22 protein-coding genes and 3 pseudogenes are annotated in these 24,224 nt (G+C 73.3%); 15 read left to right on the top strand and 10 right to left on the bottom strand.

Features of this window, described 5'->3' with window-relative positions:
* Positions 1-307 precede the first annotated feature (307 nt).
* The 3 genes and pseudogenes from C5507_RS01840 to C5507_RS01825 all read right to left on the bottom strand — a co-directional run.
* A pseudogene (locus C5507_RS01840) lies at positions 308-694 on the bottom strand (IS1380 family transposase); the annotation flags it as partial.
* Positions 695-708: 14 nt separating this feature from the next.
* Positions 709-914, bottom strand: a pseudogene (locus C5507_RS01835) (ISL3 family transposase); the annotation flags it as partial.
* A 531-nt stretch (positions 915-1,445) separates the two neighbouring features.
* Positions 1,446-2,465, bottom strand: a complete 1,020-nt coding sequence (locus C5507_RS01825; protein ID WP_104526831.1) for a glycerophosphodiester phosphodiesterase family protein — start codon at positions 2,463-2,465, stop codon at positions 1,446-1,448.
* 252 nt (positions 2,466-2,717) lie between these two features.
* Between C5507_RS01825 and purD the strand changes: the two genes are divergently transcribed.
* A complete protein-coding gene (gene purD, locus C5507_RS01820; protein WP_104526830.1) occupies positions 2,718-4,007 on the top strand; it encodes a phosphoribosylamine--glycine ligase in 1,290 nt (429 codons plus the stop codon).
* A 12-nt stretch (positions 4,008-4,019) separates the two neighbouring features.
* Here purD and C5507_RS01815 read toward each other — a convergent pair whose 3' ends face one another.
* On the bottom strand, positions 4,020-5,441 hold the full coding sequence (locus C5507_RS01815; RefSeq protein ID WP_104526829.1) for an AI-2E family transporter: 1,422 nt from the start codon (positions 5,439-5,441) through the stop codon (positions 4,020-4,022).
* A 101-nt stretch (positions 5,442-5,542) separates the two neighbouring features.
* Here C5507_RS01815 and purB point away from each other — a divergent pair, with 101 nt between their 5' ends.
* The 7 genes from purB to C5507_RS01780 all read left to right on the top strand — a co-directional run bounded on the left by purB (position 5,543) and on the right by C5507_RS01780 (position 12,515).
* Entirely contained in the window at positions 5,543-6,850 is a 1,308-nt protein-coding gene (purB, locus tag C5507_RS01810; RefSeq protein ID WP_104526828.1) for an adenylosuccinate lyase, read from the top strand.
* Positions 6,847-7,704, top strand: coding sequence for a phosphoribosylaminoimidazolesuccinocarboxamide synthase (locus tag C5507_RS01805; RefSeq protein ID WP_207225855.1), 858 nt, complete (start codon positions 6,847-6,849; stop codon positions 7,702-7,704). The genes purB and C5507_RS01805 overlap by 4 nt, the downstream gene beginning before the upstream one ends.
* 198 nt (positions 7,705-7,902) lie before the next feature.
* The gene (locus tag C5507_RS01800; RefSeq protein WP_104526827.1) at positions 7,903-8,718 is read left to right on the top strand and encodes an endonuclease domain-containing protein; all 816 of its coding nucleotides are present in this window, start codon (positions 7,903-7,905) and stop codon (positions 8,716-8,718) included.
* 137 nt (positions 8,719-8,855) lie between these two features.
* A complete protein-coding gene (gene purS / locus C5507_RS01795) occupies positions 8,856-9,095 on the top strand; it encodes a phosphoribosylformylglycinamidine synthase subunit PurS (protein ID WP_104526826.1) in 240 nt (79 codons plus the stop codon).
* 11 nt (positions 9,096-9,106) lie between these two features.
* Positions 9,107-9,778 (top strand): phosphoribosylformylglycinamidine synthase subunit PurQ, encoded by a 672-nt coding sequence (purQ, locus tag C5507_RS01790; RefSeq protein ID WP_104526825.1) that lies wholly within the window; start codon positions 9,107-9,109, stop codon positions 9,776-9,778.
* The gene (purL, locus tag C5507_RS01785; protein ID WP_242611200.1) at positions 9,775-12,120 is read left to right on the top strand and encodes a phosphoribosylformylglycinamidine synthase subunit PurL; all 2,346 of its coding nucleotides are present in this window, start codon (positions 9,775-9,777) and stop codon (positions 12,118-12,120) included. Before purQ ends, purL begins: the two co-directional genes overlap by 4 nt.
* A gap of 11 nt (positions 12,121-12,131) precedes the next feature.
* Positions 12,132-12,515: a sterol carrier family protein gene (locus C5507_RS01780; protein ID WP_104526824.1), complete on the top strand. Its 384-nt coding sequence runs from the start codon at positions 12,132-12,134 to the stop codon at positions 12,513-12,515.
* 57 nt (positions 12,516-12,572) lie between these two features.
* Here the strand turns inward: C5507_RS01780 and C5507_RS22590 are convergent, their stop codons facing one another.
* Positions 12,573-12,722, bottom strand: a complete 150-nt coding sequence (locus C5507_RS22590; RefSeq protein WP_165400467.1) for an MFS transporter small subunit — start codon at positions 12,720-12,722, stop codon at positions 12,573-12,575.
* Complete coding sequence (locus tag C5507_RS01775) at positions 12,719-14,137, bottom strand: OFA family MFS transporter (RefSeq protein WP_104526823.1); 1,419 nt, start codon at positions 14,135-14,137, stop codon at positions 12,719-12,721. The genes C5507_RS22590 and C5507_RS01775 overlap by 4 nt, the downstream gene beginning before the upstream one ends.
* A gap of 204 nt (positions 14,138-14,341) precedes the next feature.
* On the opposite strand from C5507_RS01775, the gene C5507_RS01770 reads away from it, so the two are divergent.
* Together C5507_RS01770 and C5507_RS01765 are read left to right on the top strand one after the other, a co-directional pair.
* A complete protein-coding gene (locus tag C5507_RS01770; protein ID WP_104526822.1) occupies positions 14,342-15,427 on the top strand; it encodes an S-(hydroxymethyl)mycothiol dehydrogenase in 1,086 nt (361 codons plus the stop codon).
* A complete protein-coding gene (locus tag C5507_RS01765) occupies positions 15,427-16,035 on the top strand; it encodes an MBL fold metallo-hydrolase (protein ID WP_104526821.1) in 609 nt (202 codons plus the stop codon). The genes C5507_RS01770 and C5507_RS01765 overlap by 1 nt, the downstream gene beginning before the upstream one ends.
* 70 nt (positions 16,036-16,105) lie before the next feature.
* Here C5507_RS01765 and C5507_RS23275 read toward each other — a convergent pair whose 3' ends face one another.
* A complete protein-coding gene (locus C5507_RS23275) occupies positions 16,106-16,183 on the bottom strand; it encodes a DUF5701 family protein (protein ID WP_278044348.1) in 78 nt (25 codons plus the stop codon).
* A 98-nt stretch (positions 16,184-16,281) separates the two neighbouring features.
* Positions 16,282-16,653 (bottom strand): annotated as a pseudogene (locus tag C5507_RS22980) (DUF5701 family protein); the annotation flags it as partial.
* A gap of 285 nt (positions 16,654-16,938) precedes the next feature.
* Between C5507_RS22980 and purF the strand changes: the two are divergent.
* A complete protein-coding gene (gene purF, locus C5507_RS01755) occupies positions 16,939-18,477 on the top strand; it encodes an amidophosphoribosyltransferase (protein ID WP_104526820.1) in 1,539 nt (512 codons plus the stop codon).
* Positions 18,474-19,544: a phosphoribosylformylglycinamidine cyclo-ligase gene (gene purM, locus C5507_RS01750; protein WP_104526931.1), complete on the top strand. Its 1,071-nt coding sequence runs from the start codon at positions 18,474-18,476 to the stop codon at positions 19,542-19,544. Before purF ends, purM begins: the two co-directional genes overlap by 4 nt.
* A 145-nt stretch (positions 19,545-19,689) precedes the next feature.
* Here the strand turns inward: purM and C5507_RS01745 are convergent, their stop codons facing one another.
* Positions 19,690-19,878 (bottom strand): DUF3073 family protein, encoded by a 189-nt coding sequence (locus C5507_RS01745; RefSeq protein ID WP_423191795.1) that lies wholly within the window; start codon positions 19,876-19,878, stop codon positions 19,690-19,692.
* Between the two features lie 231 nt (positions 19,879-20,109).
* Positions 20,110-21,174, bottom strand: a complete 1,065-nt coding sequence (locus C5507_RS01740) for a Glu/Leu/Phe/Val family dehydrogenase (protein ID WP_242611388.1) — start codon at positions 21,172-21,174, stop codon at positions 20,110-20,112.
* A gap of 154 nt (positions 21,175-21,328) precedes the next feature.
* Here C5507_RS01740 and C5507_RS01735 point away from each other — a divergent pair, with 154 nt between their 5' ends.
* From C5507_RS01735 to C5507_RS01725, 3 genes are all read left to right on the top strand, one after another.
* On the top strand, positions 21,329-22,321 hold the full coding sequence (locus tag C5507_RS01735; RefSeq protein WP_104526817.1) for a sugar ABC transporter substrate-binding protein: 993 nt from the start codon (positions 21,329-21,331) through the stop codon (positions 22,319-22,321).
* Positions 22,322-22,434: 113 nt separating this feature from the next.
* The gene (locus C5507_RS01730; protein WP_242611198.1) at positions 22,435-23,376 is read left to right on the top strand and encodes an ABC transporter permease; all 942 of its coding nucleotides are present in this window, start codon (positions 22,435-22,437) and stop codon (positions 23,374-23,376) included.
* The gene (locus tag C5507_RS01725) at positions 23,373-24,167 is read left to right on the top strand and encodes an ATP-binding cassette domain-containing protein (RefSeq protein ID WP_104526816.1); all 795 of its coding nucleotides are present in this window, start codon (positions 23,373-23,375) and stop codon (positions 24,165-24,167) included. The genes C5507_RS01730 and C5507_RS01725 overlap by 4 nt, the downstream gene beginning before the upstream one ends.
* Positions 24,168-24,224: the final 57 nt, after the last annotated feature.

Genomic DNA, 24,224 nt, shown 5'->3' with positions numbered 1-24,224 from the left:
GAGGTGTCACGGCTCTTCGCAATTGCTGTGCAGCCGGGGGCGGAAGCCACCGGCTCCAGCCTCGATCCACCATCGATGGTGGTCGCGTCCGCCGGTCCATGATTCGATCTTGATTGCCTGATCGGGGCGTGGATCAGCCGCCGCTCTGTCCGGCTCTTCCACGGTCGGTCTCCGGTCGGGCCCGGTAGGGCGGTGGTCGGGTCAGGCCGCTGCCGGTGGGCCGAGCGTGGCGCCGAACAGCGGGGTCCAGGCGTGTTCCCACGGCCGGTCGCGGGGCAGGTGCAGCCGCAACCGCCGCACGGAGCGCCGACTCATCGATGGCGGCGATCGCCTTGCGCACCGCGGCGCCCATCCGGGCGGTGATCCAGAACCGGGCCCCACCGCGGCTGGCGGCGGCGATGACGTCGTGGCAGTAGAACGCCGAGTCTGCGCGCACCAGCACCAGCCCGCTGCGATCGGGGCCGCCGGCGCCGCAGGCCCGGGCAGTGCCCAGCGCCTCGCCCAGCAGCTTCCCCGCTCCGCGGGCGGACTTGACCGCGCCCTTGCGCAGCTTGGCGGCGCCGATTGCCGGCGCCGCGATCGGGATGGAGATCGTGGCCAGTAGCGCGTTGAGGCCCTTGACCTTGTTGTAGCCGTAGCCGGCGCCCTGCTTGGCGTAGCCGTGGGTCTCTCGCATCGTGTCGTCCAGATCCAGGACGGTGCCCGCAGGTGGTTCCTGGCGGCGCACAGCGCCGTCAGGCGCTGGCGTTGCCTGTCGGTGAGCAGGTCGGCGCCGGTGTGCGCGGTCCGCCGTGCGGCGTGGAGCGGGTCGCTCTCGCGACCCCGTGGCCGCGGAGAGCTTGCTGGACACGGCGGCGACACCGGTCCAGGGGTATCGCCGGCCGAGCGGACCGGCCCCTGTGCGCAGGGGAAAGGCTTCCGCTGCGGGGCCGGGATCACCCTGCGGTCGCCCTCGGCGGAGTCGTCCACCAGGTGTCCGCCTGCGGTCCGTGCTCACGCTGGCCGAGCCGCGAATCGGCGCAGAACGACGAGCTCGGACGACTGGAGCATGACCGGCCCCTGCTCGTGCGTCGCCCCGGGTCGGCGGAGCTCCTCGCTGACCGGCCTCCGCCACGGGCAGTCCCTGCTCGGCGGACCAGCCGGAATGCTCGAGTTCGGCCGAGACCCGAAGCTATCGTCCGTCCGTCGATCGGGAGCAGGCCAGGTCGACGACCTCACCGTGGGTGGATACCTGCGTGCGGCGTCCGGAGAGCTCTCGGGAGCCGTGGTCAGCGTGACCGGCGTGCGCCCCGGGCGCGACGAGGATGTCGTCGTCCATCACGTCATCGACTGAACGGAGCTCCGCCGCCCGCCGCGGCCGAAGCGGTCCCCGGTCCGCAGCGGCCATGCCCCCGCGGGCAGCTCCCCGCCCCGCGCTCGACGCCGGCCGCGCTGAGCGTCGCTACTCAGACCAGCTGGGCGGTGAGCGCGGTCCGCGCGCGGACGGCGTGGTCGGGGGAGTCGGTGATCAGCCCGTCGACACCGAGCGCGAGCAGCTGCAGCGCGTCGCCGACGGCGTCGCCGAGGTCGCTGGGCGAGTCGCCGCGACGCAGGTGCTCCGGCAGGTAGGCGTTCTCGGCGCGCAGCGTCCAGCAGTAGACGGCGAGCTGGGCGGCGTGCGCCTGGGCGACCAGGTGCCTGGTGCGCGGAGCGGAGGCGGCGCTGGCCAGCACCCGCTCCCGGCTCGGCGCGATCGCCTGCGCGTAGGTGGAGATCTCGCGGAGGCCCGACGGGGTCACCATCGCGTCCCCGGTGCGGGTGTCGTCGACGAGCTGGGCCATCTGCGGGCTGCCGTCACCCAGGCGGGCACGCAGGTCGCGCAGCACGGCGGGGTCGAAGGCCTGGACGACGACCGTGCCGTCCGCGCGGTCCGCGCCGAGCCGGCGCAGCTCGGCGGAGACCAGCTCCGCCATCGGCATGCCCAGGGCGTCCCACCACTCGGGGTGCTTGAGCTCGGCGAGCACGCGCACCTGCCGGTCGGCGGTCGAGCGGCAGCGCGCCAGCTCGACGACCTCGGCGAGGGTGAGGATGCCGAACCGGCCGTCGTAGGCGGTGTTGGTCGGGCGCAGCGCCGGCATCCGCTCGACCGAGCGCAGGGTGCGCAGTTCGGCGTAGGTGAAGTCCTCGGTGAACCAGCCCGTGCAGAGCTGCCCGTCCACCTCCTTGCGGGTGCGGCGGTCGGCGAACTCCGGGTGCTCGGCCACGTCCGTGGACAGCGAGAGCTCGTTCTCGTGCCGGACGACGAGCACGCCGTCGCGGCTGACCACCACGTCGGGCTCGATCAGCTCGGCTCCGAGGTCGATGGCCAGCTCGAAGCTCGCCGCGGTGTGCTCCGGCCGGTAGGCCGGGGCTCCGCGGTGTCCGATGACGACGGGCCGGGGAAGGCGTGTCGCGGGCCTGGTGGCCAGCGACTCGGTCGCGCGCATGGCGTCCACAACACAGGAATCGGATGAATCGGGGGCGAACTGAAGGGAACTGATTGCGCACGATCAGTAGTCCGTCTTCCTGACCTGCGACGCTTCAGGACAAATGTGGTCCAAATCACCTGATGTGTCTGGGACTGCTGGGGTTCGGGCCCGTCGTGACCATCGCTGGAACCCGTCCGTCTCGCAGCCGGACGCACCTCCTCCCCGGTTCCCGCGGACCTCCGCCGGCCGGGGTCGGTAGGGTCGCCGCTCGTGCGCGTGCTGGTGATCGGCTCCGGTGCCCGGGAGCACGCCCTGTGCGTGGCTCTGCAGTCCGACCCCGCGGTGAGCGCCCTCGCGTGCGCACCCGGGAATGCGGGGACGCAGGTGATCGCCCCACCGCCCGAGAGTGGTGCGGCGCCGACCCTCTCCGATCCCGACGCCGTCGCCGGCCTGGCGCGGGACTGGCGGGCCGACCTCGTCGTCATCGGGCCGGAGGTGCCCCTCGTGGCCGGGGCGGCCGACGCCGTGCGCGACGCGGGCATCGCCTGCTTCGGCCCGTCCGCGCAGGCCGCCCAGCTCGAGGGCAGCAAGTCCTTCGCCAAGCACGTCATGACCGCGGCCGGCGTCCCCACCGCCCGCTCGTGGGCCGTCGGCGGCGCAGCGGAGCTGGAGACCGCGCTCGACGAGGTCGCGGCGGCCACCGGCGGCGCCCCGTACGTCGTCAAGGACGACGGCCTGGCCGCGGGCAAGGGTGTCGTCGTCACCGGGGACCGGGAGGCCGCCGTCGCCCACGGCCGCTCCGTGCTGGACGCCGGGGGGTCGGTGCTGGTCGAGGAGTACCTGGACGGGCCCGAGGTGTCGCTGTTCGCCGTCACCGACGGGACCACCGTGCTGCCGCTGGTGCCGGCCCAGGACCACAAGCGCCGCGACGACGGCGACGCCGGCCCCAACACCGGCGGCATGGGCGCGTACGCGCCGCTGCCCTGGGCGCCCCCCGGCCTGGTGGAGGAGGTCCTGGCGACGGTCCTGCAGCCCACCGTCGACGAGATGGCCCGCCGGGGTGAGACGTTCAGCGGCCTGCTCTATGCGGGGCTGGCCCTGACCTCGCGCGGGGTGCGGGTGGTGGAGTTCAACGCGCGCTTCGGCGACCCGGAGACCCAGGTGGTGCTGCCCCTGCTGGAGACGCCGCTGGGCGGGCTGCTGCACGCCGCGGCCACCGGCGCGCTCGCCGACCACCCGCCGCTGCGCTGGCGCACCGGGGCCGCGGTCACCGTCGTGGTGGCCGCGCCGGGCTACCCGGCGGCGCCGCGGACGGGTGATCCGATCACGGGGGCCGACGGCGACGGCGTGCTGCACGCCGGCACCGCGCTCACCGCCGACGGGACCGTGGTCTCGGCCGGCGGCCGGGTGCTGGCGGTGACCGCGGTGGGCGAGGACCTCGCCGCCGCCCGCCAGGCCGCCTACGAGCGGGTCGCCGGGGTGCGGCTGGCCGACGCGCACTGGCGCACCGACATCGCGCTGGCCGCCGTCGAGGGCCGCATCGCGCCCGTCGAGGGCTGAACGCGGACGACGTCAGCCGGCGCTGACCACCGGCGGGGCCCGTTCGGGCCGGGGCTCGGGCGGGCGGGGCCCCTCGTGCCGCCGGCTCAGGTAGGTGCCGGCGACGTTCACGCAGGCGACCGTGGGGACGGCGATCAACGCGCCGAAGATCCCGCCGATCAGCAGGCCGGCCGCGATCGCCAGCACCACCGCCAGCGGGTGCACGTGCACGGCGCGGCCCAGCAGCAGCGGCTGCAGGACGTGCCCCTCCAGCTGCATGACGGCGATGACGACCGCCAGCGCGATCAGCGCCTTGATCGGGCCGACGGCGACCAGCGCCACCAGCACGGCCACCGTGCCGGCGAGGAAAGACCCGATGATCGGGATGAAGGCGCCCAGGAAGACCAGCGCGGACAGCGGGATGACCAGCGGCACCCCGAGGACCGCCAGCCCGATGCCGATGCCGATGGCGTCGACCATCGCCACGGCCACGGTGGCCCGCACGTAGCTGATCAGGGTGCGCCAGGCCCGCCGCGCGGCCTCGTCGACGTAGGCGCGGGAGTCGGCGGGGAACAGGCCCACCACCCAGAGCCAGATCGAGCGGCCGTCCTTGAGGAAGAAGAAGAGCGTGAACAGCGCCAGGACGAGCCCGGCGAACACCTCCCCGACGGTGGCCGCGGTGGTGATGGCGCCCGAGGCGATGGTGTCCTGGTTGGCGACCAGGGTCTCCTGCGCCTGGGCGACGGCGTCGTCGAGCTGGCCACGGGTGATCGGGAAGGTGCGGACGACGAAGCTCTGCACCTGCCCCAGGCCTTCGCTGACCTGCGCGGCGAGGTCGCCGAAGCCGGTGCTGACCTGCTGGACGACGAGCGTGATGATCCCGGAGACCACGCCCAGGCCGACGACGAGCATCGTCAGCGCGGAGAAGGAGCGGGGCCAGCCCTGGCGCACCATGGCCGCGGCGCCGGGCTGCAGCAGCGCGGCCAGCAGCAGGGCCACGATCACCGGGACGACGACGACGGCGACGGAGGCCATCCCGGCGAGCAGCACGTAGAGCCCGGCGAGCACCACCAGCAGCCGCCAGGACCACGCGGCGGCCGTGCGCAGGGCCGTGGGCACGCCGTCCTCGATGCGGGTGCGCGGGCCGCCGGGCAGGGCGCGCTCCCGCTCGCGGCGGCGCTGGGGCCGGCCACCCTCCGGCGGTCCGCTCACGCCGCCGGGGCCGAGCACCCCGTCGAGGTCGGGTGCGCCGGGCTCGGGGCTGCCGAGGGGCGGCCGCGCGTCGTCGTCGGGGTCCTCGTGGAACCCGTCGTCCGGCTCGTCGTCCGGCCCGTCGTGCCCTGTGTCGGGCGCCCGGGGGTGGTGCCGCTCCGGCCACGCGTGCGGGTCGTGCTCGCGGGCGGTGCGGATCCGCTCGCGGGCACGGCCGAGGAGGGCGCTGGCCCGGCGCCGCATCGCGTACCTCCGCGAAAGTAGGGGTGGTTCGTGATCACGCTAGCCCTGCGGGAGGATGTCCCCGTGGCGCGACGAGCTGAGCAGTGGCAGGCGGTACCCGCATGATCGAGCGCTACACGCTCCCCGAGATGGGCCGGGTCTGGAGCGACCAGCACAAGTACGAGCTGTGGTGCCGCGTCGAGACGCTGGTCCTGGAGTCGCACGCGGCCGCGGGCCGGGTCCCGGGCGACGTCGTCGAGCCGGTGCGCAACGCGCCGCCGCCCACCCCGGAGCGGGTCGCGGAGATCGAGGAGACGACGCAGCACGACGTCATCGCCTTCCTCACCGCGTGGGCCGACAACACCGAGCCGCGCTCGGCCGCCGCCTACGTGCACCACGGGATGACGTCGTCGGACCTGCTGGACACCGCGCTGGCCGTGCAGCTGACCGACGCGACCGACGTGCTGCTGGCCAAGGCCGACCGGCTGGTGGCCGCGCTGCGCGACCACGGACTGGCCCACCGCTCGACGATCAGGGTGGGGCGGACGCACGGCGTGCACGCCGAGCCGGTCGTCTGGGGTCACCGGGTCGCCGACCTCGCCTTCGCCGCCGCCCGGTCCCGCGACCGGCTGCGGGCGGCACGGGAGGCCGTCGGTGTCGTGGCCATCTCCGGCGCCGTCGGCACCTACTCGCTGATCGACCCGGCGGTGGAGACCACGGTGGCCGAGGCGCTGGGGCTGCGGCCCGCGGACGCCTCCACCCAGGTGGTGCTGCGCGACGGCATCAGCGAGTGGGTCTCGGCGCTGGCGATCATCGCGACGGTCTGCGAGGCGATCGCGCTGGAGGTCCGGCACGGCCAGCGGACCGAGGTGCGGGAGCTGTCGGAGGCGTTCGGTTCGGGCCAGAAGGGCTCGAGCGCGATGCCGCACAAGAAGAACCCGATCCGCTCCGAGCGCATCGCCGGGCTGGCGCGCGTGGTGCGAGCGGCGATCGTGCCGGTGATGGAGGGCATCCCGCTCTGGCACGAGCGCGACATCTCGCACTCCTCCACCGAGCGGGTGTTCCTGCCCGACGCGGCGATCACCACCGACTACCTGCTGCACCTGACGGCGGGCCTGGTGGAGAACCTGGTGGTCGACGCCGACCGGATGCGGGCGAACCTGGAGTCCACCGGCGGGCTGATCTACACCTCCTCGGTGCTGCTGGAGCTGGTCGAGGGCGGCCTCTCCCGCGAGGACGCCTACGCGCTGGTGCAGACGGCGGCGATGGAGACGTGGAACAGCGGCACGCCGTTCCGGGAGACGCTGCGCGCGCGGGCGACGTCGTCCGGCGTGACGCTGGACGAGGCCCGGCTGGAGGAGATCTGCCGCCCGGAGCAGTACGTGGCCAACCTCGGGCCGCTCTTCGACCGGCTGGCCGCGCTGTCGTGATCGACCTCCCGCTCGTCGCCCGCGGCAAGGTGCGGGAGATCTACGACGCCGGCGGCGACCGGCTGCTGCTGGTCGCCTCCGACCGGATCTCGGCCTACGACTGGGTGCTGCCCACGCCGATCCCGGACAAGGGGCGGGTGCTCACCCAGCTGTCGGTGTGGTGGTTCGAGCAGCTGACGCCGGTGCTGGAGTCCTTCGGGGCCACCCACCACCTGGTCGGCGCCGCGGACGTGCCGCCGCAGGTCGCCGGCCGGGCGATGCTCGTGCGGCGGCTGGAGATGCTGCCGGTGGAGTGCGTGGCCCGCGGGTACCTCTCCGGCGGAGGCACCAAGGAGTACGAGCGCACCGGCTCCATCCGTGACGTCGTCCTGCCGGCGGGGCTGGTCGAGGGCTCGCAGCTGCCCGTGCCGGTGTTCACGCCGTCGACCAAGGCGGAGATCGGCGAGCACGACGAGCCGATCGACTTCCCGCGCGTGGTGTCGCTGGTCGGGGCGGAGCGGGCGGACCAGCTGCGCGAGCTGACCCTGGCGCTGTACCGGCGGGGTGCGGAGATCGCCCGCGACGCCGGGATCGTGCTGGCCGACACCAAGTTCGAGTTCGGCCTGGCCGGCGATGGCTTGGTGCTCGGCGACGAGGTGCTCACCCCCGACTCCTCGCGCTTCTGGCCGGCCGAGACGTGGTCGCCGGGTGCCGTCCAGCCCTCCTACGACAAGCAGTTCGTGCGCGACTGGCTCACGTCGTCCGGCTGGGACCGGGGATCGGAGCCGCCGGAGCTCCCGGACGACGTCGTGGCCGCTACCCGCGAGCGCTACGTCACGGCCTACGAGAAGCTCACCGGCCGCCCCTTCTCCTGACCCCTTTCCTGCCGAGATCCCGTGATCTCGGCGCTTCAGGGGGCTCGCCCTGCCGAGATCACGGGATCTCGGCAGGGCTGTGGATAGTGCCAGCGGCGAGACCTGGACGTGCGTGAGGCTGCCCGGGTGCCGCAACGCCGTCGTCCTCCCGTCCACCTCCTCGGCCCCGTCACCCGTGCGGGGGCCAGGGCCGCCGGCATGGACGACCGCCAGCTGCGCGGCGGGGGGCTCGTTCGTCTGTCCCGTGACACGTACCTGCCGCGGTCGATGGCGGACGACGTCGCGGCTCGGGCGGCCGCCGTGCTGATGACCGCGCCGGCCGGAGCCGTGATCAGCCACCGGTCCGCCGCAGAGCTGTGGGGCGTCGAGATCCCGTTAGTGGACCGGGCGGACCGCCGCGTCGACCTGATCGTCCCCGGCGACGGCGGCCGGGCCGAAAGCCGGTCGGACCGACGCGTGCACCGGCTCGAGCTGGCGCCGGACGAGTGCGTGGAGCGCAGGGCGCATCCGGTCACCGGTCCCGCACGGACGTGGCGGGACCTGGCCGCCGTTCTCGAGCCGGCGGCGCTGCTCGCCGTCACGGACCAGATCGTGGGCAAGCTCACGCCCGTCGCCGACCTTGCCGAGCAGCTCCGACGTCGCCCGAGCGGACGCGGCTGCGCCCGGGCGAGGGCGGCGCTGCCGCTGGCCGACCCGCGCGCCGAGTCACCCATGGAGTCCGTTGTCCGGTGGATCTTCCACGACGCCGGACTGCCCGCGCCCGAGTTGCAGTTCGTCCTCCGGGGCCCGCGGGGGGAGTTCATCGCTCGCGCGGACTTCGCCTGGCCCGCGCACCGGGTGATCGTCGAGTTCGACGGCGACATCCATCGGGAGCGGGATGTCTTCGTGCGTGATGCGCGGAGGCAGAACGCGGTCGTCGCGTCCGGCTGGACGGTGCTCCGGTACACGTCCGCCGACGCCCTGGGGCGGGCCGAAGCCATGGTCGGCGAGGTGCGCGGCGCCCTCCGCCTGTGACGAGATCCCGTGATCTCGGCGCATCGAGGGCGGTGAACTGCCGAGATCGCGGGATCTCGGCAGGCCGGGCGGGAGGAGCAGCCAAGGGAGAGCAGGGTCACCGGAAGCGTCGCGGCGGCCCCGGTACGCTCGTCGGCGTGTCCCGAGTGGTCGTCGACGTCGTCCTGAAGCCGGAGATCTCCGACCCCCAGGGGCAGGCGGTGCTCGGCGCACTCGGCCGGCTCGGCCACGACTCCATCCGGAGCGTCCGCCAGGGCAAGCACTTCGTGCTCGAGGTCGACGGGACGCCGGACCGGGCGGAGCTCGAGCAGATCGCGCAGACGCTGCTGGCGAACCCGGTCATCGAGGACGTCGAGCTGCACCTCACCACCGACTGAGAGAGACCGCTGTGCGCATCGGTGTCATCACCTTCCCGGGCTCCCTGGACGACGTCGACGCCGCACGCGCGGTGCGCCTGGCCGGCGGTGAGCCCGTCGTGCTGTGGCACGGCGACCACGACTTGGAGGACGTCGACGCCGTCGTCCTCCCCGGCGGCTTCTCCTACGGCGACTACCTGCGCGCCGGCGCCATCGCCGCCCGCTCGCCGCTGATGCAGGACGTCGTCGCCGCCGCGAAGCAGGGCCTGCCGGTGCTGGGCATCTGCAACGGCTTCCAGGTGCTCTGCGAGGCGGGCCTGCTGCCCGGCGCGCTGACCCGCAACAGCCATCTGCACTTCCGCAACCGCGACCAGATGCTCGTCGTCGAGCGCGCCGACACCACCTGGACCCGTGACTTCGACGAGGGCCAGCGGATCCTCATCCCGGTGAAGAACGGCGAGGGCCGCTACGTGGGCTCCGACGCCGACCTGGACCGCCTGGAGGGCGAGGGCCGGGTGGTGTTCCGCTACGCGGGCGGCAACCCCAACGGCAGCTCCCGCGACATCGCCGGCGTCACCAGCGAGAACGGGCGCGTGGTCGGCCTCATGCCGCACCCGGAGCACGCGATCGAGGACCTCACCGGGCCGTCGACCGACGGCCTGGGCTTCTTCACCAGCGTCCTGAAGGCGGTCGTCAACGCGTGAGCGAGTCAGCAACCGCAGGCCTCTCCGAGCTCGACACGGGTCCGGGGCGTCTCGCCTCCCGACTGGACACCGTCGAGCTGGCGGCGAGCACCCCCGACGACGAGCAGCCCTTCGCCGAGCTGGGCCTCAAGGCCGACGAATACGCCCGCATCAAGGACATCCTCGGCCGCCGGCCCACCACCGCCGAGCTGGCGATGTACTCGGTCATGTGGAGCGAGCACTGCTCCTACAAGAGCTCGAAGGTGCACCTGCGCCGGTTCGGCGACCTCCCGCACAGCGACGCGCTGCTCGTGGGCATCGGCGAGAACGCCGGCGTCGTGGACGTCGGCGACGGCTACGCGGTCACCTTCAAGGTCGAGAGCCACAACCACCCGAGCTACGTGGAGCCCTACCAGGGTGCGGCCACGGGGGTCGGCGGCATCGTGCGCGACATCCTGACCATGGGCGCCCGCCCGATCGCGGTCATGGACTCCCTGCGGTTCGGCCGCGCCGACGCCCCCGACACCGCGCGGGTCCTGCCGGGCGTGGTGGCCGGCGTCGGGGGCTACGGCAACTGCCTGGGCCTGCCCAACATCGGCGGCGAGCTGGTCTTCGACGACTGCTACGCGGGCAACCCGCTGGTCAACGCGCTGTGCGTCGGCGTCATGAAGCACGAGGACGTCCACCTGGCCAAGGCCGAGGGGGCCGGCAACAAGGTCATCCTGTTAGGCGCCCGCACCGGCGGCGACGGCATCGGCGGCGTGAGCGTGCTGGCCAGCGAGACGTTCGACGCCGAGGGCCCGGCCAAGCGCCCCAGCGTCCAGGTGGGCGACCCGTTCACCGAGAAGCTGCTCATCGAGGCCTGCCTGGAGATCTTCGCCCAGGACCTCGTCACCGGGATCCAGGACCTCGGCGGTGCCGGGCTCTCCTGCGCCACGAGCGAGCTGGCCGGCGCCGGCACCGGCGGCATGCACGTCGACCTGGACGCCGTCCCGCTGCGCGACTCCACGCTCACCCCGGCCGAGATCCTGATGAGCGAGTCGCAGGAGCGCATGTGCGCGATCGTCGAGCCGGGCAAGGTCGAGGCCTTCCTCGCCGTCTGCCGGAAGTGGGACGTCCTGGCCACCGTGATCGGCGAGGTCACCGACGGCGACCGGCTCACCGTCGACTGGCACGGCGAGCGGATCGTCGACGTCCCGCCGCGCACCGTCGCCCACGAGGGCCCGGTGTACGAGCGGCCCATGCAGCGCCCGGCCGACCTCGACGCCCTGCAGGCCGACGACGCCGGACGCCTCCCGCGCCCCACCACCGGCCCGGAGCTGCAGGCGCACTGGCTCGCCGTCGTCAGCAGCCCGGACGGCGCGGACAAGACGTGGGTCACCGAGCAGTACGACCGCTACGTCCGCGGCAACACCGTCCTGGCACAGCCCGACGACGCGGGCGTGATCCGCATCGACGAGGAGTCGAACCGCGGCATCGCCCTGTCGCTGGACGGCAACGGTCGCTACGCCCGCCTCGACCCGTACGCCGGGGCCCAGCTCAACCTGGCCGAGGCCTACCGCAACGTCGCCGTCTCCGGCGCCCGGCCGCTGGCCGTGACCAACTGCCTGAACTTCGGCTCCCCGGAGAACCCCGAGGTCATGTGGCAGTTCGCCGAGGCCGTGCGCGGCCTGGCCGACGGCTGCCGCGAGCTGGGGCTGCCGGTCACCGGCGGCAACGTGAGCCTCTACAACCAGACCGGTGACGTCGCCATCAACCCGACGCCGGTCATCGGCGTCCTGGGCGTGCACGACGACGTCCGGAAGCGGGTGCCCTCCGGCTGGCGGACGGCGGGGGAGACGGTCCTGCTCCTCGGTGGGACGAAGGCCGAGTTCGGCGGCTCGGCGTGGGCGTCGGTCGTGCACGGGCACCTCGGCGGCCGCCCACCGGCGGTCGACCTGCGGGCCGAGCGGGCGCTGGGCGACCTGCTGGCCGCGCTGGCCGGCCAGGGCCTGGTCAGCTCGGCGCACGACCTCGCCGACGGCGGTCTGGCGCAGGCGCTGACCGAGTCCGCGCTGCGGTACGACGTCGGTGCCCGGCTGCAGCTGGGCGAGGACCCCTTCACCGCGCTGTTCAGCGAGTCCACCGCCCGCGTCGTCGTCACGACGTCGGACCCGGGCGGCGTGAAGACGACGGCCCAGTGGGCCGGGGTGTCGGTGACGGAACTCGGCGCGACCGGCGGGGAGGCACTCGTGGTCGACGGCCTGCTCGAGCTCCCGCTCGCCGAGCTGCGCGCGGCCTGGAGTGCCACGCTGCCGGCGCTGTTCGGGTCGCCCGAGGTCGCCGTGGGCACCGTCCCGGCGGGCACCGTCCCGACCAGCTGAGGCGGTCACCCGTGGCAGGGCAGGCCCCGATCCCGGCCGAGGACCTGCGGGCCGCGGTTGACCCGGTGCGCGCCTGGCTGGCCGGGGAGGCGGAGCAGCCGCCGCGGGCGGTGGTCGGCGCGGCGGTGAAGACCAGTGCGCGCTGGCTGGCCCAGCAGGTGCCCGGGCGCTCGGTGGAGGTCCGGGTGCCCCCGCACGTCGCCGTCCAGTGCATCGAGGGCCCGCGGCACACCCGGGGCACACCGCCCAACGTCGTCGAGACCGACGCCGCCACCTGGCTGCGGCTGGTCACCGGCGCGCTGTCCTGGGGTGACGCCGTCGCCGAGGGTCGGGTCAGCGCCAGCGGCAACCGTGCGGACCTGGGGGCGGTCCTGCCGCTGCGACCCCTGAGATAGCACTGCGCCCCGCCCGCTGGAGAGCGGACGGGGCGCAGTGGACTGCCGTGGTGCGGATCAGCCGCCGAAGAGGGCGCTGGCCGCCTTCACGGTGTTGTAGAGCCCGTAGGCCAGCGGGACGCCGACCAGGGTCCACGCGAAGGCGATCAGCCCCACGGGGGTGTGGGTCTGCTGCTGGTTGGCGCTCGTGGATGCGGGGGTGCTCATCGGACGGTGCTCCGTTCGGGGGCTGCGGCAGCGGTGGGGGCGTCGGTGGCCTTCGGCTCGAAGTACTTCTCGGACACCGGCTTGATGAGCAGGTTCGCGATGAAGCCGACGGCCAGCAGGCCGACCATGATGAACAGCGCCGGCCGGTAGTCACCGGCGACGAGCTGACCCGGGGTGCCCCGCGAGTCGAGGACGCCGTTGATGATCAGCGGCCCGACGACACCGGCGGCCGCCCAGGCGGTCAGCAGGCGGCCGTGGATGGCGCCCACCTGGTAGGTGCCGAACAGGTCGCGCAGGTAGGCCGGAACCGTCGCGAAGCCACCGCCGTAGAAGGAGATGATGATCGCGGCGGTGAGCACGAAGATCCAGGTCGCCGTGCTGCCCAGGGTCGCCAGGACGACGTACAGCACGATGCCGACGCCCAGGTAGACCATGTAGATCGGCTTGCGACCGATGTAGTCGGAGGTGGAGGACCACACGAACCGGCCCGCCATGTTGAACAGCGAGAGCAGTCCGACGAAGCCGGCGGCCGTGGCGGCGAGGACCGTGGAGGTCTCCCCGTTGCGGAAGAAGTCCTGGATCATCGGCGCGGCCTGCTCGAGGATGCCGATGCCCGCGGTCACGTTGCAGAACAGGACCGTCCACAGCAGCCAGAACTGCGGGGTCTTGATCGCGTTGTTGGCCGACACGTTCTCCGTGGTGACCAGGGACTTGGCCTTGATCGTCGAGGGGTCGAAGCCGGCGGGGCGCCAGTCGGCGGCCGGCACCCGGATGATGAAGGCGCCGAACATCATGAAGGCCAGGTAGAGCAGGCCGAGGGTCAGGAACAGGCCCGCGACGGCGTTGCCGCTGGGCACGGTGCCGACCACGGCCGGGTCGTAGCCCGGGTCGTACCAGTTCATGAGCTGGCGGGACAGCGGCGAGGCGATCAGCGCGCCGCCACCGAATCCCATGATCGCCATGCCGGTGGCCAGGCCCGGGCGGTCGGGGAACCACTTGATCAGCGTGGAGACCGGGGAGATGTAGCCGATCCCCAGGCCGATGCCGCCGAGGACGCCGTAGCCGAGGTAGAGCAGCCACAGCTGCGAGGTGTAGATGCCGAGGGATCCGACGAGGAAGCCGGACACCCAGAACACGGCCGAGGTGAACATGGCGGCGCGGGGGCCGTTGCGGTCCACCCAGGTGCCGAAGACGGCGGCCGAGAGGCCGAGCATGACGATGGCGATCGAGAAGATGATGCCGATCGCGGTGAGGCTGGCGTCGAAGTGCTCGACGAGCGCCACCTTGTAGACGCTGGTCGCGTACGCCTGGCCGATGCTCAGATGCACGGCGAGAGCCGCCGGCGGGATCAGCCAGCGGTTGAAGCCTGGCCGAGCGACGATGCGCTCGCGGGCCAGGAAGCTGGGTACTGCCACGAGGACAACCTCCGGGGACGGGAACCGGCGGCCGGACGGCCACAACCGGGACGCGCCCTGTGATGTGGGTCGCGATCGGGTGGCACAGTACGTCTTTTCGGCGCTATCACGCGCGCGAAACTCGCACGGTGATCGGCGAGTGACAGGACGTGACGCAAATGTAGCGCCCGAGCCGCTGCAGGGACACCCCCTTAGGCTCGGACCATGGCATACGAGGTGCGTGGCGTGGTCGCCCGCGGCAAGGGTCGGCCGGTCAGCGTGGAGACGATCGTGGTGCCCGATCCGGGTCCGGGTGAGGCGGTCGTGGACGTGCAGGCCTGTGGGGTCTGCCACACCGACCTGCACTACCGCGAGGGCGGGATCAACGACGAGTTCCCGTTCCTGCTCGGCCACGAGGCGGCCGGTGTGGTGTCCGCGGTCGGCGAGGGGGTCACCAACGTCGCCGTCGGTGACTACGTGGTGCTGAACTGGCGCGCGGTGTGCGGGGAGTGTCGGGCCTGCCGCAAGGGGCAGCTGCAGTACTGCTTCAACACCCACAACGCCGCGCAGAAGATGACGCTGGCCGACGGCACCGAGCTGTCCCCGGCGCTGGGCATCGGCGCGTTCGCGGAGAAGACGCTGGTCCACTCCGGGCAGTGCACCAAGGTCGACCCGGCCGCCCCGCCGGCCTCGGCCGGGCTGCTGGGCTGCGGTGTGATGGCCGGGGTGGGCGCGGCCATCAACACCGGGGCGGTGCAGCGCGGGGAGACCGTGGCGGTGTTCGGCTGCGGCGGCGTCGGGGACGCCGCGATCGCCGGGGCGAAGCTGGCCGGGGCGAGCACGATCATCGCCGTCGACATCTCCGACACCAAGCTGGAGTGGGCCAAGAAGTTCGGTGCCACGCACACGGTCAACTCCGCCGGCACCGACCCGGTCGAGGCGATCAAGGCGCTCACCGGCGGGTTCGGGGTCGACGTGGCGATCGACGCCGTCGGCCACCCCAAGGTGTTCGAGCAGGCCTTCTACGCCCGCGACCTGGCCGGGCGGGTGGTGATGGTCGGCGTCCCGACACCGGGCATGGAGATCACCCTGCCGGCGATCGAGATCTTCGGCCGCGGCGGGGCGGTGAAGTCCTCCTGGTACGGCGACTGCCTGCCCAGCCGGGACTTCCCGATGCTCGTGGACCTCTACCTGCAGGGCCGCTTCGACCTCGACGCCTTCGTCAGCGAGACCATCGGCCTGGACGACGTCGAGGCCGCCTTCTCCAAGATGCACGCCGGCGAGGTCCTGCGCTCCGTGGTGGTGTTCTGATGGCCGCCCGCATCGACAAGGTCGTCATCCCCGGCGTGTTCTCCCTGGACGGGCAGGACTTCGACGTGGAGAACAACGTCTGGCTCGTCGGGGACGACGACGAGGTGCTGGTGATCGACGCACCGCACGACGCCGCCCCCATCGTCGAGGCGATCGGCGGCCGGAAGGTGGTCGCGATCGTGCTCACCCACGGGCACAACGACCACATCACCGCCGCGCCCGCGCTCCGGGACGCCACCGGCGCGCCCATCTGGTTCCACAGCGCCGACCGGATGCTCTGGGACATGACGCACGCCGCCAGCGAGCCCGACCGCGACCTGCAGCCCGGCACCCGGTTCACCGTCGCCGGCACCCGGATCGTCGCGCTGCACACCCCGGGCCACTCGCCGGGCAGCACGTGCCTGCACGCGGCCGACCTGAACACCGTCTTCACCGGCGACACCCTGTTCTGCGGGGGACCGGGGGCGACCGGCCGCAGCTTCAGCGACCACCCCACGATCCTGAACTCGATCCGCTCCCAGCTGTTCAGCCTGCACGGCGACACCGTGGTCCGGACCGGGCACGGCGACGACACCACGATCGCCGCGGAGCTGCGCACCGTCGGCTGACGCCCCGGGCATGGGAAGCGATACACCTGTTCTGACGGCCGAAACGGGTGTATCGCTTCCCATGCCTGCGTCAGCCGAGCGCGCGGCGGCTCTCGGCCGAGGCGAAACCGAGCCAGCTGTGCCGGTTCCCCGCCCAGCACCAGCCCACCTTGGGCGCGCCGCGCCGCGCCGCTCCCGCCCGTCGCGGCCGGTGCCGTTGCTGATCCAGAGCGCCGGGGTGCGGGAGTCCAGGCGCCCGCCGGGCCTGGGCAGGCGCGAACCGAGAGTCATGAAGCAGGCGTTGCGGGTCAGCACGCCGGGGCACTGCAGCAGCCAGTGGATCCCCTCGGCGAGGGTCAGCGGCGTCCGGCCCGCGGCGAGGAGCGCCGGCAGCGCCTCGTCCGGGCTCCGGTTCCGCATGTCGTCGCCGCGGTCCAGGCCGGTGACGCCGTAGACCGGGCCGTCGGGCACGACCACCGGCTCCACCGGTCCGAAGGCATCGACGTCGGTCATGTCGGCGACGACGAAGCCGGGCCTGCCGTTCAGCTCGAGCAGCGGCGCGAGCGCGGACGGCGCAGCGAGCCGGGGATGGACGACCAGGAGCGCCCCGGGCTCGAGGGCTTCCGCGGTGGCACGCACCTCGGCCGGGCGCAGGCCGGCGAGATCGTGCACCCCGAGGGCGATCAGCCGCTCGGCCTGATCGGGGACGTCCGGGAGCGGGGCGAGAGCGGCGAGCGGAGCGGGCACGGCGGACCTCCGGAGGACGGCGACAGGCGGTCCCCGACGCACGCGGGGCTCCTGGGGTTCCCGCCGGACCGTCTGCGGGCGTCGGACCCCTGCCCGAGCAGGCCCGATGTGCCCGGGGGTGACGCGGTCCACCCGATTCCCGCACGGTGCCGTGGCGGACGCCGGTACGCTCGACCCGTGCCCCGTGGTGATGGACGGCTGACGCACGACCTCGATCCCCAGTCCCCGGGGCCCCAGGACGCCTGCGGCGTCTTCGGCGTCTGGGCGCCGGGCGAAGAGGTCGCGAAGTTGACCTATTTCGGCCTGTACGCCCTGCAGCACCGGGGGCAGGAGGCGGCCGGCATCGCCGTCTCCGACGGCGCCTCGGTCGTCGTCTTCAAGGACCTCGGGCTGGTCAGCCAGGTCTTCGACGAGGCGACCCTCGGTAGCCTGCGCGGCCACCTCGCGGTCGGCCACACCCGGTACTCGACGACCGGCGCCTCCACCTGGGAGAACGCCCAGCCGACGTTCCGGACGACGGAGGCCGGCACCGGCCTGGCGCTCTGCCACAACGGCAACCTGGTGAACACCGCCGAGCTGGCCGTGAAGGCAGCCGACGACGGCGTCGCCGGCGCGTTCCTCGCCACCAACGATTCCGACCTCATCACCGCGCTGATCGCGGCCCGCCCGGATCTGTCGGTCGAGGCCGCCGCCATGGAGGTGCTCCCGCAGCTGCGGGGCGCCTTCAGCCTCACCTTCATGGACGAGGACACGCTCTACGCCGCCCGCGACCCCCAGGGGGTGCGCCCGCTGGTGCTCGGCCGGCTGGAGCGCGGCTGGGTGGTGGCCAGCGAGACGGCGGCGCTGGACATCGTCGGTGCCTCGATCGTCCGCGAGGTCGAGCCCGGCGAGCTCATCGCCATCGACGAGAACGGGCTGCGCAGCCAGCACTTCGCCCCGGCCGAGCCCAAGGGCTGCGTCTTCGAGTACGTGTACCTCGCCCGCCCCGACACGACGATCTCCGGCCGTGGCGTGCACGCCGCCCGCGTGGAGATCGGCCGCAGGCTGGCCAAGGAGCACCCGGCCGAGGCCGATCTGGTCATCCCGGTGCCCGAGTCCGGGACTCCGGCGGCGGTCGGTTTCGCCGAGGCGTCCGGGATCCCCTACGGCCTGGGCCTGGTCAAGAACTCCTACGTGGGCCGCACGTTCATCCAGCCCAGCCAGACGATCCGGCAGCTCGGCATCCGGCTGAAGCTCAACCCGCTGCGCGACGTCATCCGCGGCAAGCGGCTGGTCGTCGTCGACGACTCGATCGTGCGGGGCAACACCCAGCGGGCGCTCATCCGGATGCTGCGCGAGGCCGGCGCCGTCGAGGTGCACGTGCGGATCGCCTCCCCGCCGGTGAAGTGGCCCTGCTTCTACGGCATCGACTTCGCCAGCCGGGCGGAGCTGATCGCCAACGGCCTGGACATCGACGGCGTGCGTGCCTCGATCAACGCCGACTCGCTGGGCTACGTCTCCGAGCAGGAGCTGATCGCGGCCACCGAGCAGCCGCGCAACCGGCTGTGCACCGCCTGCTTCACCGGCGAGTACCCGATCGACCTGGGCGCTCCCGAGGTGCTGGGCAAGCACGTGCTCGAGGGCATCGGCCAGCGGGCGGTCACCGGGTGGACCGGCCAGCAGGCCGGGACGGCGGCGGTGCCCGGCGGCGCCGAGGACGCGCTGAGGCGGCCGTGAGCGACCGTCCGGAGCTGACCTACGCCGCATCCGGCGTCGACATCGACGCCGGCGAGCGCGCCGTGACGCTCATGCGGGCGGCGGTCGAGAAGACCAACCGCCGCGAGGTCGTCGGTGGGCTGGGCGGCTTCGCCGGGCTGTTCGCCCTGGACGCGGCCAAGTACCGCAAGCCCCTGCTGGCCTCCTCCACCGACGGCGTGGGCACGAAGATCGCGCTCGCCCGGCAGCTGGACCGCCACGACACCGTGGGCATCGACCTGGTGGCCATGGTCGTCGACGACCTGGTCGCCTGCGGCGCCGAGCCGCTGTTCCTCCAGGACTACGTGGCCTGCGGGAAGGTCGTCCCGGAGCGGATCGCCGCCATCGTCACCGGGATCGCCGCCGGGTGCACCCAGGCCGGCGCAGCCCTGGTGGGTGGTGAGACCGCCGAGCACGGCGACCTCATGGACGCCGACGAGTACGACCTCGCCGCCACCGCGGTCGGGGTCGTCGAGGCCGACGCCGTCCTGGGCCCGGAGCGGGTGCGGGCCGGCGACGCGGTGATCGCGATGGCCTCCTCCGGCTTCCACTCCAACGGCTACTCGCTGGTCCGCCGTGTCGTCTCCTCCGCAGGGCTGGACCTCACCGCCATCCCCGCCGGGCTGGACCGCCCGCTGGGCGACGAGCTGCTCGAGCCCACCCGGATCTACGCCCTGGACTGCCTCGCGCTGGTGGGGGAGCTGGGCGTCGAGGGCGTGCACGCCTACGCGCACATCACCGGTGGCGGGCTGGCCGGCAACACCGCCCGCGTGGTGCCCGACGGGCTGCAGGCCGTACTCGACCGTGGCACCTGGGCGCTGCCGGCCGCCGTGCGCCTCATGGAGGAGCACGGGGTGCCGCGCGCGGAATCCGAGCGCGCCTTCAACTGCGGCGTCGGCATGGTCGCCGCGGTCGCGCCCGAGCACGCCGATGCGGCCGTCCAGCTGCTGACCGCGCGGGGGGTGCCCGCGTGGATCGCCGGCAGCCTGCAGGAGCGGTCCGACGCCGGCGCCCCGGCCGCCGAGCTCACCGGCTCCTACCGCGACTGAAGGACCCCGTCCCCCTCACCCCTCGCAGGCTCGGGGTGAGCCTCCGGACGGGTCTGACGGAGGGATGCCGCGCAGGTGGCAGCACCACGACACCGCTGCCCCGGAGGGCCGCGGTGTCGTGGTGGTCAGACGGAGGAGCGGCCGGTCAGCGGCTGGCCGCCCAGTCGTCGTCGGAGTCGTCGTCCGCCCAACGATCGGCGTACGTGTCGTCCTCGTCCTCGTCGTCGTCGTCCGCCGCGGGAGGCGCGGTGTAGGTCGACGACGAACCGGCCAGCTCGCGCTGAAGCGCGGTGAGGTCGGTGTTCGGTGAGCTGTACTTGAGCTCACGGGCCACGCGTGTCTGCTTGGCCTTCGCTCGGCCGCGCCCCATCGGCTCGACCCCCTCGTTACGGAGTGCGGTGGACCAGCCAAGCGGCTGATGCGGCCCGCGTGGCGACCCCGACTGAGTGACTATGTCTCGGACAACATTACGACACCGATCCGCGGCGGGCACACGGCCTCCCCCGCGGCCCCGTCCAGGGCACCGCCCCGAGCGTGCGAGGGGTGGGGCGGACGGGGTCCTTTTTCAGCGCGGGAGCCGGATCGTGGCCAGCCGGCCCACCGTCCGGATGCGTTCCTCCGCCAGCCGATCGGCCGCCACGGCGGGGGAGATGCCCTCGGCGTCGGCGAGCTCGAACACCCGCAGCGCGACGTCGAAGATGCCCGAGGCCTTCGACTGGGCGCGGGCGAAGGAGAAGCCGTGCCGCTCGTCCTCCACCTGGATGACGCCGCCGGCGTTCACCAGGAAGTCGGGCGCGTAGAGGATGCCGCGCTCGGCCAGGCGGCCGGCCATCTCGGCGGTGGCCAGCTGGTTGTTGGCGCCGCCGCAGACCACCCGTGCGGGGAGCGCCGCGACGGTGTCGGCGTCCAGCGCCCCGCCCAGCGCGCACGGCGCGTAGACGTCGTGCGGCGTGCGCACCAGCGCCGCGGTGTCCTCGACGGCGCGCACCTGCGGGAACCGGGCCTGCAGCCGCTCCACGGCCGCCGGGTCGACGTCGGTGACCACGACGTCGGCGCCGTCGTCGACCAGGTGCCCGGCGAGCCAGGAGCCCACCTTGCCGACGCCGGCCACGGCCACGGTGCGGCCGGCCAGCGAGGGGGAGCCCCAGCAGTGCTGGGCCGCGGCGCGCATCCCCTGGAAGACCCCGTAGGCGGTCAGCACCGAGGAGTCGCCGCAGCCGCCGTAGGCCTCCGAGCGGCCGTGGGCGTAGCGGGTCTCCCGGGCGACCACGTCGAGGTCGGCGTTGTAGGTGCCGACATCGCAGGCTGTCAGGTAGCGCCCGCCGAGCGACTCCACGAACCGGCCGTAGGCGCGCAGCAGCGCCTCGGTCTTGTCCGTGCGCGGGTCCCCGATGATCACCGCCTTGCCGCCGCCCAGGTCGAGCCCGGCGAGGCTGTTCTTGTACGACATCGCCTTCGACAGCCGCAGCGCGTCCGCGACCGCGGCGTCCTCGCTGGCGTAGGGGTAGAAGCGCGTCCCGCCCAGCGCCGGGCCCAGGGCGGTCGAGTGGATCGCGATGATCGCCCTCAGCCCCGACTCGGCGTCGCTGCAGAACACGACCTGCTCATGACCGGAACCCAGGACGTCCACGACAGGGAGCCTAGAACGCCGTCCGGCTGTCGCCCGGACGGAGGAGACGGCGCCGGTGGGGCCCCTCTTCACGGCCGGGCACCAGGGGGAGGGGCATGATCCTGGGGCAGACCGATCGCGCGGGCGAGCGCCCGCGAGCACAGGAGGACCCCCCATGCCCGCACCGAAGCGACTGCTGGCACTCGCCGTGGCCGCACCGCTCCTGCTCGCCGCGTGCACGACCGACGGCGGTGGCGGCTCGGACGGCGGCGACGGCGGGAGCGGCGGTGGCGGCACCTCCGCCGGCGGCGACCTGAGTTTCTCGGTCATCACCCACGGCTCGGCGGGCGACGCCTTCTGGGACGTGGTGCAGAACGGCGCCGAGCAGGCGGGGGAGGACCTCGGGATCGACGTCGACTACCAGAGCGACGGGGACCCCCAGCGCCAGGCGCAGTTGATCGATGCGGCGGTGAACTCGCAAGCCGACGGCATCGTCGTCTCGATGGCCAACCCGGACGCGCTGCAGGAGTCGATCGAGGGCGCGGTGGCGGCCGGCATCCCGGTCATCACCATCAACTCCGGTGGCGAGCGGTCCGCGGAGTTCGGCGCCATCGGCCACGTCGGGCAGGACGAGGCGATCGCCGGCCGCGGCGCCGGGCAGCAGCTGGCGGAGTCGGGCGCGACCAATGTCCTCTGCGTCGTGCACGAGGCCGGCAACATCGGCCTCGAGCAACGGTGCGCCGGCGCCTCCGAGGGCCTGGGCGCCGAGGTGACCCCGCTCCAGGTGGACGTCAACGACCTGCCGGGCGCGCAGTCGGCCATCGCCTCCCAGCTGCAGGGGGACGCCGCGATCGACGCCGTTCTCACCCTGAACTCGGCCGTGGCGGCGGTGGCGGTCGAGGCGGCCACCGACGCCGGCTCCGACGCGCAGGTGGCGACGTTCGACCTCAACGCGGACGTCATCAGCGGCATCCAGGCCGGCGACATCGCCTTCGCCGTCGACCAGCAGCAGTACGAGCAGGGCTACCTGCCGGTCGTGATGCTCAAGCTCTACGCCCAGAACCTGAACACCGTCGGTGGTGGGCAGCCGGTCCTCACCGGCCCGGGCATCGTCGACGCCGACAACGTCGACGAGATCGCCGACCTGGCCTCGGCCGGTACGCGCTGAGCACCCGGGAGGCCACCGCGCCGGCCGGCCGGCGCTCGGACGAGCGGCTGACGGCGCCCGGCCCGCTCCGCCGGCTGCTGGTCACGCCGGAGCTCGGCGCGCTGATCGGCGCCGTGGTGGTCTTCGCGTTCTTCGCGGTGCAGTCGGAGACGTTCCGCTCGCCGCGTGGCATCGCCAACTGGCTGGACCCCGCGTCGACGTTGGGGATCATGGCGGTCGCGGTCGCGCTGCTGATGATCGGCGGGCACTTCGACCTGTCGGCCGGCGTGCTCGTCGGGACGACCGCGCTCACCGTGGGCGTCGTGGCCACGCAGCTGCGGCAGAACCTGTGGGTGGCCATCGGCGTCGCGCTGCTGCTGGCGCTGGCGATCGGTTTCGTCAACGGCTGGCTGGTGACCCGCACCGGGCTGCCGAGCTTCATCATCACGCTCGCCACGTTCCTGATGCTCCAGGGCCTGAACCTGGGGCTGACGAAGTTGTTCACCGGCACGGTCACCGTCGGCGGTATCGACGACGTCCCCGGCTACGCGGCCGCGGAGTGGGTGTTCGCCTCCCGTGTGGGCGTGCTGGGTGCCGAGGTCCGGGTCGCCGTCCTCTGGTGGTTGCTGTTCACCGCACTGGCCACCTGGGTGCTGCTGCGCACCCGGTTCGGCAACTGGGTGTTCGCCACCGGCGGGGACGACGTGGCCGCGCGGAACGTGGGCGTGCCGGCCCGCCGCACGACCATCGCGCTGTTCATGACGACGGCGGGCGCGGCCTGGTTCGTCGGCACGACGCTGGCCGTGCGGCTCACCTCGGTGCAGGCCAACACCGGCATCGGCCAGGAGCTCATCTACATCGTCGCCGCGGTGATCGGCGGGTGCCTGCTCACCGGCGGGTTCGGCTCGGCCATCGGCGCCTCGCTGGGCGCACTGATCTTCGGCATGACGCAGCTCGGCATCCCGTACCTGCGGTGGGACGCGGACTGGTTCTACTTCTTCCTCGGCGCGATGCTCCTGCTCGCCGTGCTGACCAACCGGCTGGTCCGCCGCTACGCCGAGGCGGCCCGCCGATGACGCGCCCGCCCACCACGCCGCTGCTCGAGCTGCGCGACGTCGGCAAGGACTACGGATCGGTCACCGCCCTGGACGGCATCAGCACCACGGTGCGCGCGGGCGAGGTGACGTGCGTGCTCGGTGACAACGGCGCCGGCAAGTCCACGCTCATCAAAGTGCTCTCCGGCGTGCACCGGCCCGACCGCGGCCGGCTGCTGCTCGACGGCGAGCCGGTGACCTTCGGTTCCCCTCGCGAGGCGCTGGACGCCGGCATCGCCACGGTCTTCCAGGACCTGGCGATGATCCCGCTGATGGCGGTCTGGCGGAACTTCTTCCTGGGCGCGGAGCCGACGAAGGGCTGGGGGCCGTTCCGCCGGTTCGACGCGGGCCGGGCCAAGGACGTCACCCGGCGGGAACTGGCCGCGATGGGCATCGACATCCGCGACCCCGACCAGCCCGTCGGCACGCTGTCGGGCGGGGAGCGCCAGTCGGTGGCCATCGCGCGGGCCGTCCACTTCGGCGCCCGGGTGCTGATCCTCGACGAGCCCACCTCCGCTCTGGGCGTCAAGCAGGCGGGCGTGGTGCTGCGCTACGTGGCGCAGGCGCGTGACCGCGGCGTCGGCGTCGTCCTGATCACGCACAACCCGCACCACGCCCATCCGGTGGGCGACCGCTTCCTCGTGCTCAACCGGGGGCGCAGCCTCGGCGAGTTCGCGAAGGCCGACATCGGTCGCGACGAGCTGATCCGGTTGATGGCCGGTGGGGCGGAGCTCGACGCGCTGGCGCACGAGCTGGAGCGCCCGGGCGGCTGAGCCCCGTGTCGACAAGCCGACGGCCACGAGACAGCCACTGACCGTTCTCATCGCGGC

Source organism: Blastococcus saxobsidens (assembly GCF_002938435.1).
Classification (GTDB): Bacteria; Actinomycetota; Actinomycetes; order Mycobacteriales; family Geodermatophilaceae; genus Blastococcus; species Blastococcus saxobsidens.
The sequence above is the reverse complement of the archived record's forward strand: the minus strand, read 5'-3'. Positions and strand labels throughout refer to the sequence as shown.

Excerpts from the sequence above, each read along its gene's own strand:
- C5507_RS01725 (WP_104526816.1), top strand. The coding sequence starts at position 23,373 with ATGACGCGCCCGCCCACCACGCCGCTGCTCGAGCTGCGCGACGTCGGC.
- purB (WP_104526828.1), top strand. The coding sequence starts at position 5,543 with ATGATCGAGCGCTACACGCTCCCCGAGATGGGCCGGGTCTGGAGCGAC.
- C5507_RS01825 (WP_104526831.1), bottom strand. The coding sequence starts at position 2,465 with ATGCGCGCGACCGAGTCGCTGGCCACCAGGCCCGCGACACGCCTTCCC.
- C5507_RS01800 (WP_104526827.1), top strand. The coding sequence starts at position 7,903 with ATGGACGACCGCCAGCTGCGCGGCGGGGGGCTCGTTCGTCTGTCCCGT.
- C5507_RS01765 (WP_104526821.1), top strand. The coding sequence starts at position 15,427 with ATGGCCGCCCGCATCGACAAGGTCGTCATCCCCGGCGTGTTCTCCCTG.
- C5507_RS01735 (WP_104526817.1), top strand. The coding sequence starts at position 21,329 with ATGCCCGCACCGAAGCGACTGCTGGCACTCGCCGTGGCCGCACCGCTC.
- C5507_RS01815 (WP_104526829.1), bottom strand. The coding sequence starts at position 5,441 with ATGCGGCGCCGGGCCAGCGCCCTCCTCGGCCGTGCCCGCGAGCGGATC.
- C5507_RS22590 (WP_165400467.1), bottom strand. The coding sequence starts at position 12,722 with ATGAGCACCCCCGCATCCACGAGCGCCAACCAGCAGCAGACCCACACC.
- C5507_RS01770 (WP_104526822.1), top strand. The coding sequence starts at position 14,342 with ATGGCATACGAGGTGCGTGGCGTGGTCGCCCGCGGCAAGGGTCGGCCG.